This window comes from Mesorhizobium sp. WSM4813, assembly GCF_055811555.1.
Genome location: NZ_JBVVQU010000098.1, coordinates 1 through 11756 on the forward strand (window position 1 = coordinate 1; position 11756 = coordinate 11756).

At 60.7% G+C, this 11756-nt stretch carries 10 protein-coding genes and 3 pseudogenes; 5 read left to right on the forward strand and 8 right to left on the reverse strand.

Annotation, left to right across the window (positions count from 1 at the left end; genetic code table 11):
* Nucleotides 1–1018: 1018 nt before the first annotated feature.
* Nucleotides 1019–1345 carry a RhuM family protein gene (gene rhuM / locus AC0L25_RS31235; protein WP_473599000.1) on the reverse strand — a complete coding sequence of 109 codons (327 nt, stop codon included), beginning with the start codon at nucleotides 1343–1345 and terminating at the stop codon, nucleotides 1019–1021.
* A gap of 72 nt (nucleotides 1346–1417) precedes the next feature.
* Between rhuM and AC0L25_RS31240 the strand changes: the two are divergent.
* Nucleotides 1418–1612, forward strand: a pseudogene (locus AC0L25_RS31240) (DUF899 family protein); the annotation flags it as partial.
* Between the two features lie 49 nt (nucleotides 1613–1661).
* Here AC0L25_RS31240 and AC0L25_RS31245 read toward each other — a convergent pair.
* Entirely contained in the window at nucleotides 1662–2156 is a 495-nt protein-coding gene (locus AC0L25_RS31245; protein WP_473598993.1) for a hypothetical protein, read from the reverse strand.
* Nucleotides 2157–2442: 286 nt separating this feature from the next.
* Nucleotides 2443–3162 (reverse strand): hypothetical protein, encoded by a 720-nt coding sequence (locus AC0L25_RS31250; RefSeq protein ID WP_473598994.1) that lies wholly within the window; start codon nucleotides 3160–3162, stop codon nucleotides 2443–2445.
* Between the two features lie 197 nt (nucleotides 3163–3359).
* Between AC0L25_RS31250 and katE the strand changes: the two genes are divergently transcribed.
* The 4 genes and pseudogenes from katE (at nucleotide 3360) to AC0L25_RS31270 (ending at nucleotide 7377) form a co-directional block, all read left to right on the forward strand.
* Nucleotides 3360–5471 (forward strand): catalase, encoded by a 2112-nt coding sequence (gene katE / locus AC0L25_RS31255; protein WP_473598995.1) that lies wholly within the window; start codon nucleotides 3360–3362, stop codon nucleotides 5469–5471.
* A 20-nt stretch (nucleotides 5472–5491) separates the two neighbouring features.
* A complete protein-coding gene (locus AC0L25_RS31260; RefSeq protein ID WP_473598996.1) occupies nucleotides 5492–6001 on the forward strand; it encodes a DUF6894 family protein in 510 nt (169 codons plus the stop codon).
* 115 nt (nucleotides 6002–6116) lie between these two features.
* Nucleotides 6117–6725: a cysteine hydrolase family protein gene (locus AC0L25_RS31265; protein ID WP_473598997.1), complete on the forward strand. Its 609-nt coding sequence runs from the start codon at nucleotides 6117–6119 to the stop codon at nucleotides 6723–6725.
* 26 nt (nucleotides 6726–6751) lie between these two features.
* Nucleotides 6752–7377: pseudogene (locus tag AC0L25_RS31270) on the forward strand (DUF6766 family protein).
* Between the two features lie 24 nt (nucleotides 7378–7401).
* Here the strand turns inward: AC0L25_RS31270 and AC0L25_RS31275 are convergent.
* From AC0L25_RS31275 to AC0L25_RS31295, 5 genes and pseudogenes are all read right to left on the reverse strand, one after another.
* Entirely contained in the window at nucleotides 7402–7509 is a 108-nt protein-coding gene (locus AC0L25_RS31275; RefSeq protein ID WP_348627609.1) for a KTSC domain-containing protein, read from the reverse strand.
* A gap of 100 nt (nucleotides 7510–7609) precedes the next feature.
* Nucleotides 7610–7915, reverse strand: coding sequence for a hypothetical protein (locus tag AC0L25_RS31280; protein ID WP_473598998.1), 306 nt, complete (start codon nucleotides 7913–7915; stop codon nucleotides 7610–7612).
* Between the two features lie 119 nt (nucleotides 7916–8034).
* Entirely contained in the window at nucleotides 8035–9198 is a 1164-nt protein-coding gene (locus AC0L25_RS31285) for an extracellular catalytic domain type 1 short-chain-length polyhydroxyalkanoate depolymerase (RefSeq protein WP_473599001.1), read from the reverse strand.
* 149 nt (nucleotides 9199–9347) lie between these two features.
* Nucleotides 9348–10274, reverse strand: a pseudogene (locus tag AC0L25_RS31290) (hypothetical protein).
* A gap of 162 nt (nucleotides 10275–10436) precedes the next feature.
* Entirely contained in the window at nucleotides 10437–10934 is a 498-nt protein-coding gene (locus AC0L25_RS31295) for a YciE/YciF ferroxidase family protein (protein WP_473598999.1), read from the reverse strand.
* Nucleotides 10935–11756 lie beyond the last annotated feature (822 nt).

The following is an 11756-nucleotide window of genomic DNA, read 5'->3' on the forward strand; positions in this document are numbered from 1 at the left end:
ACGGACGCGGTTCTCCTGGTGCATGAGCGCCGTATGCAGACGAGTGTCGAACTGAATGGCCCGATGAAATCTTCCATCGAGATTGTGGGCGAGCAGCTTGCGCTACTTGAGACAGCGGAGCGACTGGAAAACGGAGGGCTTTAAGGAACTCGTTGATGGCAGTTCGCTTAGCGTTGACGAACTCTACCACCGTGCGACAACCAATTGCTACATCCACGCTGAAGGGGCCCTCGATCTGGGGATAGTCGCCGATCTGCTGCGGTAGCATTGTGGCTACAGGCGAGAGATTCGCGGCGATTCCGGAGTATCGGATTGACAATGCAAAGCCCGCGCTGGGTTGGATCTTTCGCGTAGACGTTGACAACGATTTTCACCTTCCTAAGAAAGCACAACGCCAGAATGAAAGCGGCGGCGAGCAGCATGGCGACTAGTTCCCATTTAATCCGGTAGATCATCGATCGTCTGCCGACATATCCGTGCCATTGCCTGGACAACCGCCAAGGCTGCCATTGTGCGTTTCGTCCTGCATCCGCTGCGATAGTTGCCGTTCCGCTTGCCTTCAGGTGCACCACCGCCCGCCCCGTGCATGCGACAGACTGCGTAGCCCTTCACTGCTGGCGATCGACACCGGCAACCTGTGCGCTTTGATTGAGCGTGGCACCGAGGCGCAAGGTTCATGAGGTTGACGTTATTTTTTTCCATCACCCTGCCCCCCATGCGAGACGTTGCCGACAATAGCTTGGCCGCCTTCATTGACCCGCTGCGGTCCGGGATTGGGGGGTCGATGAGTGAGGCCGTGGACCGGAACAATTCTCGCAAGCAGACTCAAGCGGACTGGGCTGATCAAGGATGAATCCGTTATCACAGGCACACCGCCTCTTAGCCTCAGTCTTCCCAGCAGGGACCGAATGGACAGCGTCCTGAAAGCTCAACAAGGCTGTCCAGCTTGGCTGTCAGGTTCGCCATCTTGAGCGTTTTGCCGCGGATAGCGCTGGATTCAGCATAGAGCAAAAACTGCTCACACAGGATGTGTACGATATAGAGCTCGTGCTGTGGAGGTAGTTTTTGCCGATCTGCGCTTCGGTGATTGATGGCATGTTTCCTGCGAAATGTACCACGCCCATGTTGGCAGTCTTCCGGCGACGCGGCCCAAAATTAGCTGAGACGCGGTGCTCTGTGTGATCGCGTATAAGAACTTGTCCTGCATCAACCCGAAAAACGAGCGACAGGCAGAAGACTGGTTGTCGTAGTCACACGAAGCCTCTTTGAAGCAGTCGCGGACGGCGGCGCATATGTTCCTTTCGTCGGAACGAAGCTCTCGGATTCTAGCGGCCAGCTTGCGCAGCGCTGATGGGCTCTCCTTGAACGAGTTTCGTTAATCGACAACTCGGCCAGGTGCTTTTACCATGCGGAGCCGGAGCACCAGCCGTTCGTGTCTGTTCAGTTTAGATTCTACAAGGACGAGGCTGGTGACGTCTTTCACACCTACTCCACCTTCGGCCGCGGTGTAGAGGTGATGATGGGCACCTACGCCATGCTCGACCTGATGCCAAAGGGGCGCAACGACGCTGAGGGAATGGACTGGGTGCGCCGCCACGACCGCTATGCGTAGGCCCGCGGGGGGGCGGTGGAATGATGCCCGGGATCGACCCTGTGAGCGATCAGCCTGACTTCTCACGAATTTCCGATATCGCCGCCCTTGGGCCGGCGGGCCGACCAAACACTTCGGTGCTTGCGGCTTCGAGCTCGCTCAGAGATCTGGAGAGGGTCGCGCCCCAGACGACATGGACAGCCAGCATCAGAAGATTTCGGTAGAAGGGGTGCCTCCAGGCTGGCGCGAGGATATGGGCGGCGGGGATCCATCCGAGATAGCTGAGCGCCCACACGCCTAGGCCATAAAGGATGCCGTTGCCACGGCGCATGGGCAGAAGCGCAAAGATCGAGCCGGTCAGGGCTCCAAAGCCGAAATGGGCAAGCAGCGTGCTGGTTCGCGCGCCCTGCTCATCATCGGCGGTTGCGACGCGTTCGACGATTTCGCGCGGTGGCAAAGGATAACGGTCCCGGTTGTCGAGCAACGGGTGAAGGTGCCTCATGGCGATGGTCATCGCCAGCGTGGCCGCGAGTCCCGCCAGAGCTCCTGATACGATCCGCTGCAATACCTTCTCCCGCGATGATATTGCCAAACGGCAGTTTGGCGCGATTGTTCCTGAGCGACGCCCCAGCTATCTCGCGCTCAAACGAAAATCATCGCTCACTGCCTCTCCGCCTGAAGCTGCGCGCGCGATCGTAGGCGGCCACCCGCCGCTAGAAAAACGCGACGAGAACCGATGCAGGAAACAGCTCGATGTTGCCGGCCGGCGGGCTACTTCTTGGTCGGTGCCGAGGTGGCAGGCCTTAGCTCGGGAGGTCACTGAAATCGGCTTCGGCGCGAAGTTGCCTCCCCTAGATCCGGCGGATGGCAAGGGCGACATCGGCGGAGAACGGCGGCACATCAAGCTTCAGCCAGCCGTCCGAATTCGCTTGCCATTCCGCCGTTTGCCTGCCGGCAGTGGTATCCCAGGCGACGACGCGATAGGTGCCGCGAGCCAACCCGGGCAGCTCCAAGGCGGCCGGAACCGGCGCAGCGCCGGCGCGAAGCATACCGTTCCGCCCGATCGTGTCGCGGCGAACCAGCCAAACCACTGCCTGGGAATCGTCACCGCAGGCAACAGCCGCGGCGCCGGGACCGCAAACCCGCATCTTCTTGCCGAGATGGGCACGCCGGAACGAAACCCAGTCGATCAAAGGGAGGAAATCGGCCAGCGAACGCTGCGCCCGCCGCATGCCGGGGGTGAGCACGTGCGGGCTGCGGTTCGGCCACCGCATGCCGCCACCCGCGCCCCCCGCCGCCAGGTGCGCCCATTGCAAATGGCGGAAATATTCATCATCGAAAGGTTCCGGAAGCGTGATCTTCTTGTCCTTGAACGAGTGGATCGGGCCGTGCTCGGAATCGAGAAAAGGGCGGCCGTCATGGATTTCGCCGAGCGCCTCTCCGACGATCCGCGCCATTCCGAGCGCCGGCGCCACCGTGTCACTGGGGTCATCGATCGTGCCCTCCTCGTAGAGATGAAGGGAGGCGAAGTCGAGGTCTGGGTGGCGGAAGATCGGCCCGGGCAGCGGCATGTGGGGCCGCCAGCGAAGCTCAGGTCCGAACAGCGAGACGGTCTGCGGGTGAGAGCGGCCATAAAGTGACGTTTCCAGCCGGCGCCGAGTGCTATTCTCCGAAATGCGACCCACGTGACACCCACCCAGGAACTTAAGTGGGTGTCCCAGCATTGAGGGAGACCTGAAGCCGCCCCCTCCTTTCAAGGAATTCAAGCATGGCCAAGACAACCAGACAGTCGTCGGGCAAGCCCGCGACGATCCATGATCAAAAGCTAGTGCGGGGGAGCGGAGGCGAGCTTCACCAGATCGCCGAAGGCGACAGCGAGATCCTGACGACCGCCCAAGGCGGCCCAGTGGCCGATGACCAGAATACTTTAAAGATTGGCCAGCTCGGACCGTCACTAATCGAAGACTTCCACTTCCGTGAGAAGATTTTTCATTTCGATCACGAGCGCATTCCCGAGCGCGTCGTGCATGCACGCGGCTATGGTGCGCACGGCTTCTTCGAGACCTATGAATCGCTAGCGGCTTACACCCGCGCGGATATCTTCCAGCGTGCCGGCGAGAAGACGCCGGCCTTCGTGCGGTTCTCCACGGTGGCCGGTTCGAAAGGCTCGTTCGACCTAGCGCGGGACGTGCGTGGGTTTGCCGTCAAATTCTACACCAACGAAGGCAATTGGGATCTCGTCGGCAACAACATCCCGGTCTTCTTTATTCAGGACGCGATCAAGTTTCCCGACGTCATTCATTCAGTGAAGCCTGAGCCTGATCGTGCCTTCCCGCAGGCGCAATCGGCACACGACAATTTCTGGGACTTCATCAGCCTGACGCCCGAATCGATGCACATGGTCATGTGGGTCATGTCGGATCGGGCAATACCTCGGTCCTTCCGGTTCATGCAGGGATTTGGCGTTCACACGTTCCGGCTGGTCAATGCGAACGACGAATCCACCTTTGTCAAATTCATCTGGAAGCCGAAGCTCGGCATGCAGTCGGTCGTTTGGAACGAAGCGGTCAAGATCAACGGCGCTGACCCCGATTTTCATCGACGCGACCTCTGGAATGCCATCCAGTCTGGTGATTTCCCGGAATGGGAGCTCAACCTCCAGCTCTTCGATCAGGACTTCGCGGACAGTTTTGACTTCGACGTTCTGGATCCGACCAAGATCATTCCGGAAGAAATCCTCGCGCCGGTCCCGGTCGGCCGCTTGGTGCTCGATCGTATGCCCGACAATTTCTTCGCCGAGACCGAGCAGGTCGCGTTCATGACGCAGAACGTACCGCCCGGCATCGACTTTTCCAACGATCCCCTGCTGCAGGGTCGAAACTTCTCCTACCTGGACACGCAACTGAAGCGTCTCGGCAGCCCCAACTTCACCCATATCCCGATCAACGCACCCAAATGCCCGTTCCACCACTTCCAGCAGGATGGCCACATGGCGATGCGCAATCCGGTCGGCCGCGTGAACTACCAGCCGAATTCATTCGGCGAAGGCCCGCGGGAATCGCCGCAGCACGGTTTCCGGTCGTTCGCCGAGGCGGAGGAAGGCCAGAAAGTCCGTCTGCGCGCAGAGAGCTTCGCCGACCACTACAGCCAGGCGCGACAGTTCTTCAACAGTCAGACCGCGCCTGAGCAGAAGCATATCGCCATGGCGCTGTCCTTCGAGCTCTCCAAGGTCGAGACAACGGTTATCCGCGAGCGCATGGTGTCGCATCTCCTCAACATTGATGAAGGCTTGGCAGAAACTGTCGCTGACAAGCTTGGCATGAAGCAATTGCCCAAGCCCGCGGATGCGGCCGTCGCGCCGAGGGACGATCTCGAACCATCGCCGGCGCTCAGCATCATCCGGAACGGGCCTGACAGTTTTGCTGGCCGCAAGGTCGGTGTGCTTGTCAGTCCCGGCGCCGATGCGGCGCTGCTGAAGAACCTCCAGGCAGCGATCGAGAAGGAAGGCGCGGTGATGGAGGTCATAGCGCCCAAGGTGGGCGGCGTCGAGGCGGCGGATGGAAGTCTCATCGCTGCAAAGCACATGATCGACGGCGGGCCATCGGTCCTGTTCGACGCAGTAGCGCTGATCCTCTCCGAGGAAGGAGCGGAGCGCTTGACGGGCGAGGCCGCGGCGCGCGATTTCGTTGCCGACGCTTTTGCTCATTGCAAATTCATCGGCTTCACGTCGGGCGCCGTCCCGCTGCTGCAGAAGGCCGGCGTCGATCCGGAAGCCGATGAAGGCATGATTGGTCTCGATGATCCCACGGCGATTACCGGTTTTATCAAGGGCTGCCGCAAGCTGCGTCTCTGGAGCCGGGAAATGGCCGTCAAATTGTAGCGATGGTGACGGAGTTTCTCATGCAGATCATTCGAACCGAAGTCACCCAGGCAACCGCCCCGACAGGACAGCCCATCCTGCGCGTGATCTTCTGCGGCGAAGGCGGTGACTGCGTTACCGTCGACATGGCACGCGTTGACGGCGGAAACAACGAGGCCGCTATCAATCGAGCGAAGGCGGTCCTGGTCCAGACCGCGACCTTCGATCTGGCGGTGAACGCCTATGATGCCCGAAGCAACGGCAATTTTGACGAAGTCGCCGTCACAGCGGCGAATGACGAAAACGGCGGGCTCTACATCTTCGAGTATCGCGACGGTGGACGCGGCCGTCAGGTTACTCCGTCCAGGATGCCAACTTTAGAGGCTGCGCGGGAGGAAGCGGTTCGATGCGCTATCGATCTTCTGGTCGACCTTCAGCCGGGCACGGACGATCTTTCAGGTTGGCTCGTGCGCCTGCGCGACGAGAACGGCGAACTGCTGTACGCCATCGACGTGCAGGAAGCGGAAGCGGCCCGCCTGACAAGAACATGAACCGGCAACGGCTAAAGGCGGATTGGCAGAGATGCGAGGCTAAGGCGGGACCTCCCGGGCTATGCCCGCGCTCAGATAGAGACAATGCGTCACCCGACCGCGGCCGCGGCTGATCATGGCCGCGCTAGGCCTGGTACACGGTCCGCTTAGTGAGAATTCCCTACATCTTTGCGTTGACATGCAGCGCCTGTTCGCGCCGGGCGGGCCTTGGGCCGTGCCGTGGGCGCAAAACGTGCTGCCGGTCATCGAGGAATTGACCGCAAGACATCCGCAGCAAACGCTGTTCACCCGCTTTGTTCCGGCCGCTCGGCCTGGCGAAGGACCGGGCATGTGGGCGCGGTATTATCGGCGTTGGGCCGAGGTCACCCTTGCCAACATCGATGCCGGCCTCGTCGATCTGATGCCTTTTCTGGCGCGGTTCGTGCCGCCGGCAAGAACGCTCGACAAGCATGTCTATTCGCCGTGGACTGAAGGCCGGCTCGACGCGATGCTCAATGGATCAGGGATCGACACGCTGGTCATCACCGGCGGCGAAACCGATGTCTGCGTGCTTGCCACGGTTCTCGGCGCCGTCGACCGTGGTTTTCGTGTCGTCCTTGCGACCGATGCCATCTGCAGTTCGGTCGACCAGACGCATGACGCACTGATGGAGCTCTACCGCTCTCGCTTCAGCGAGCAAGTCGAGGCGGTGAGGATTGAAGAGGTTCTGGAGAACTGGCGCTAGCCGGAGGCTCCGTGGGAGACAAGATCATGAGAACCATATTTCGGGACAACGGGCTTACGATCGCCCTCGTGGCGATGTTCCTGTTCAGCGCGCTCGGCATGATCTGGTCGGGGCATTCTGCCTATAATGAAGAACTTCGTGAGCATGGCTCGGCAGCGATCGGACTGTTGGCTTATTTGAAAAGCGGCGACTTCCTCTCGGCGCTCTTCGAAAACTGGAAAAGCGAATTCCTGCAGATGTCGGCTTATGTCCTGCTGATGCAATGCTGTTCCAGCGCGGTTCCGCCGAGTCTCGTGATCCCGATGATGCCAACCGGCCCGAGGACGAACTTCCGACCGCCACCCGCAGGCGCAACTTGATCCTGTCGTGGCTCTATTCATACTCGCTAGGCTTGGCGTTGGCCCTGCTCTTCATCATCTCATTTGCCTTGCATTGGTGGGCGAGCTTGGCGGCCGCGAATGAGGAGGCGCTTGGGCACGGCGGCGAGGTTCAATCCCTGGGAGACTATCTTCTCGACGCCCAGCTATGGTTCGAGTCCTTTCAGAACTGGCAGTCGGAATTCATGTCGACGGCCGTCCTGGTCCTGCTGTCGATCTTCCTACGCCACAAGGTCAAAGCAGCCGGCGCGTCAAACTCCGAAACCGGCGCATGACTCTCCGCGTGCAGGCAACGATCGCTATGCTTCCGCAATCAGGCGGTGCCGGAAACGGTCGCGAAAGTGGTCGTTGAAGAACCGGCCCTTTACGAAGGCGTTTCGGAACGCGGCATAGGTCTCCGGCGGCACAGCCTCGTAGTCATAACGCCTGCCGCTCGCGACGACCCACGCCGAGAGAACTTGTCTCCGGATCGTACCCGGTCGTGCGGATTGACGTTGATAGCGGCCTCTATACGAGCGCCATCGGCATGTAGCGGATGATCACCGTGTCCTGCCGGAACCGCCGTTCTAGTTCCGCCCGCCTTTTGCGCCAGTCCGGCAGGTCGATCTCCTCCACCATCACTTCGATGATGACGATGTCATCTTTGCTGGACCGCGCGCCATCCTGCGACTGACCTTCCGCGGGCGCCTGCAGGTAGGCCGTGACGCCGTCGAAACGGCTGGCAAGGTCTTCCTTCACGCGGTCGAAATCGTCCCGGCCAAATGGCTGGCCGGTGTTGTCCGCTCGGGGAAGCAGGATCTGGACGAGGTGCATGGACCGCTCTCTGAAAAGCGGTCAACGATTGCAAGACCAACGCGTTCCTTGTCGTTGGTCGAAGCTGCTTGACCTTCGCGGGCCGGCGGTACAGTGGGCGAGCGATTTGCGCCGTCCGCCTAGCGCATCAGGCCCGCTGCCCGCAGGGCATTCTCAATAATCTTCTTCACGCCGGGCTCGCCCAATACCGGATGACGCGGGAACTGATGGATGGCAGTCGGCTGCGGGGGCTTCGTCTTCGCATTTTGTATCCCTGGCGCCGTTGACTTGGGTAGTTGCCGTTGGCTGGCGGGCACTTGCGGCCTCGATTTCCGGGAGGCGCTATCCTCGGTTGCCGCGATCCCCCAAAACTGCGCGATCTCGCGTGTGGAGGCGATGCCGACATTAAGCATATAAGGTCCCGGAGCGCCCAGGCCATTGCCGAGCGGCGTGCCATGGCCCATCCCGGCGATCAGGTTGATTTCGATCAAGGCATCTCCCGCGCCGTTACGCCAGACCTGCTTTGCGTGCGGCCCGGCAGCTTCCCGACGCGTCGGCTCTTTCTCAAGCCGGTGGACTCCCCGCCACTGGCCGGCGATCGCTTCCGCGTTGGAAGGCGAAACCGTGTGGTCAGCGGCACCGTGCCAAATCGAAATCCTCGGCCACGGTCCCTGATGATCCGATGCGCCGCGGAGGGCCCGTTGCAAATCCTGTTCGGAAGGACCACCGTGGCCGCGCATGCGATCGAAGGCCTCCGGGATTGTCGTTGCGCTGCCGTAGGGCAGACCGGCAATCAACGCACCGCCGGCAAACACTTCCGGATAGGTCGCCAGCATGGCCGCCGCCATTGCGCCTCCGGCCGAGAGGCCGGTGATGAAGATTCGCCTTCGGTCGAGACCGTGGGTGACGACCATCGTCTCGATCATTTGGCGAATCGACAGCGCCTCGCCCGAACCACGCTTGGTGTCGCCAGGCTGGAACCAGTTGAAACAGAGGTTCGGATTGTTGCCGCGTTGCTGTTCGGGAAAGAGCAGCGCGAAGCCAGCCTCGTCCGCGAGTTGGGACCAGCCGGAATGATGGTTATAGCCGGCCGCGTTCTGTGTGCAGCCATGCAGCACGACGACGACTGCGGCGCCCTTGGATAGGTCATTAGGAATGTAGAACTTCGCTCCCAACCCGCCGGGATTGGTACCGAAGTCGGCCAGCGTCCGGAGATGGTCTGACGCACCGAGGTCGGCGGGATGTGCGCCATGTCGCGCCTGCAGCGCGGCTAGGCGGGCGATAGTATCAGAGATTTTTCGCAATGGAGCCGTCCCTGTTGTGACGCCCGGAATGGACGGCAATCTGTGCAACGCACCTGCAGCAATATCGTTGCTGCATTGCACAAAAACAAGGGAGCGCGGCGAGAGATGGAGTCCGGCCGACCCTCTCGGTCGGCCGGGAGTAGACGTCTTCAGCTTCGACTGGCTGTGAGATAGAGCGCGTCTTCTTCGTCTTCGCGCTGCTTGCCGCCTAACGCTGCTGCTGCGCTGGCGATGAACGCCCCGATGATGAGAGAAAGCGCGCCAACCAGCGCGAAGATGGCGCCGGCTTTTTTAGCTGTGTCGGCTGCTTCCTGTGCTTGGGCTTTGGCCGCCCTCGACCTGAGCAAGCACCGCGTCAACCCGGGCAGTAGCATCCGCTTGCGACAGGCCAGTGCGAGCGGCCACGAGTTGGCCCAGATAAGTCTTGTCGCCGGCCGAGACTTCGCCGGCCGCCGCACTCGTAATGAGGATGCGGGAGGCTTGTGCGGCTGCTGTCGCATCGCCCTCGGCGCCCGGCGCCGCCAGCCTGGAAGGATCGGTCGGGAGGAACAGCGCATCGACGAAATACGAAGTTGCGTCGCTGCCTCCGTCGTTCCCGGCGTTTGCGGTCGCCCCTGCCGAGGCACCCATTGCTGCTCCCGAGGCCATTGTCGAGGTCGCCTTGACGCCGGTGCCGACTGCCGCGGACAGCGCCGAACCGAGCACGAACACGACCAGAAGCGTCGCCAGCGCCCAGGCCATGAATCCGTGCGCGGTATCCCGGAAGAACGTCTCGTCCGTATGAATGCCGACCCATTTGGTGCGAAGGCGCCCGGTCAGGTAACCCCCGAGCCCGGATGATAACCATTGCACGATGACCAGCCAGATTGCAGTGGACACAGCGAAGGTGGTGACGCTGGCGCTTTCGTTGGACCATGGAGACACCATCGTGAGCCCGAGGCCGGACCCGAGAAGCATCAGAATGAACGTCAGGGTCGAGGCAGCGAAGGCGCCGGCGATGATCGGTCCCAGTTGACTGCCGATGACGAGGACTCGACCGGCGCGGCGACGCCGGTCGCCAGGATGGTTGATGCCATGGATAATTCCTACCGCATGAACAGCGCGAGAAGGATGATGATCGGAATAGGAACTCCGAGAAGCCAGAGTAGAATCCCACGACCCATGATTGTCTCCTATCGAAAGACGGATGTTGGAAGTAAAACAGCCACCCCAACACAGTTGGGGTGGCTGGTGTGTGATCAGGCGGCCTTGGCCATTTCGTTGGCCGAGGCGTCCGCCAAGCCGGTTAGCGCCTCGTCTGTCATAGACTCTTCGCCGAGCGTCTGTTCGAGCAGCTTGGCGGCGTCGCTCATGCCCAAGACCTCGGCCCAGCGCTTCAGCGTGCCATAGCGGGTGATCTCGTAGTGCTCGACAGCCTGGGCAGCGGAGATCAGACCGGCGTCCAGTGCGGGAGTTCCCTTGAACTCCTCCATAATCTCCTCGCCCTCCTCGATGATGCCGTCGATCGCGGGACACGTCTTGCCCTGTGCTCGCTTGCCAAGGAGCTCGAAAACCTGCTGCAGGCGCTCAACATGACTGTCGGTTTCGTCCTTGTGCTTCTCGAAGGCTGCCTTCAGATCGGCCGATAAGGCGGCCCGCGCCATCTTGGGAAGCGCCTTCAGGATCTTCTTTTCCGCGTAATAGATATCTTTGAGCGTATCGTGGAAGAGATCGTCCAATGTCTTTTCTTTCGCCATGGGGATTTCCTTTTGGTTCCAGCGTTTTTTTGTTGTCGTTCACGGGGTTGTGAAACGCATGCTCAACAAGCGCACAACGCCAGAAAGGTTCCCTTGAGACGTCTCGCTGCACGTCACTCTGACTTCGTGGGGTCAACCCCTGGTTCAATTCACTTCCAGCTCCGCCGGCCATTTCGCTATCGAGGGATCGCATGATACTCTGATACTTGGCGTCTCTATCTATCGAGCTTCTTAAGAATATTTTTTGTCGGCGCAGCCCTGAACGAGCGCGCCTGACCTTGGGGATGCTGCTCGCCAAAGTCGCCGGCGGCGAGACCAGCCCTTCCACCTAAAAGAATTCTCTGCGATAATGATGTCTCCCGCCAATCGTGACGCCGCCTGGCCTCCGATCCGGTTGCTCCAGGCGGCCAACAATGCCCTCGGCGAAATACTTGGAGCTTCAACAGTCCACGTGAACAAGACCCCCTCAAGGCTCTGCCGGAGAAAGGCCCTATGCTTTTCGATGGCAAGCGTGTGACCATACCCGATCCGACCAGACTGGCCGAGTTTGCCGTGTTCGTCGGGCCTTCGCAGTATTTAGCGGATCGTGCGTGAATCCCACGACTTGAGATGCCCGCGGTCACAGCACCTAGCAAAGTCGACACGCAGCTCGCGATCGCCCGTGCAATGATGCGCGCCGGCAGGTGCGTGATAGTCGACCGCAGGGAAAGCCCTAAAGCTTCGGCCCTAGATCACGGCGCAACATACGCGCTTCTCTCAGGATCGAGGCACGATCAAGTCCGATCAGCGATACAATGTCGCGTATTTGCTGCTCGGTGGCAC

Bases quoted from the DNA above. Each gene is read 5' to 3' on its own strand.
- AC0L25_RS31250 (WP_473598994.1), bottom strand. From the start codon at position 3,162: ATGCCGCTGCCCGGGCCGATCTTCCGCCACCCAGACCTCGACTTCGCC.
- katE (WP_473598995.1), top strand. From the start codon at position 3,360: ATGGCCAAGACAACCAGACAGTCGTCGGGCAAGCCCGCGACGATCCAT.
- AC0L25_RS31260 (WP_473598996.1), top strand. From the start codon at position 5,492: ATGCAGATCATTCGAACCGAAGTCACCCAGGCAACCGCCCCGACAGGA.
- AC0L25_RS31265 (WP_473598997.1), top strand. From the start codon at position 6,117: ATGGCCGCGCTAGGCCTGGTACACGGTCCGCTTAGTGAGAATTCCCTA.
- AC0L25_RS31280 (WP_473598998.1), bottom strand. From the start codon at position 7,915: ATGCACCTCGTCCAGATCCTGCTTCCCCGAGCGGACAACACCGGCCAG.
- AC0L25_RS31295 (WP_473598999.1), bottom strand. From the start codon at position 10,934: ATGGCGAAAGAAAAGACATTGGACGATCTCTTCCACGATACGCTCAAA.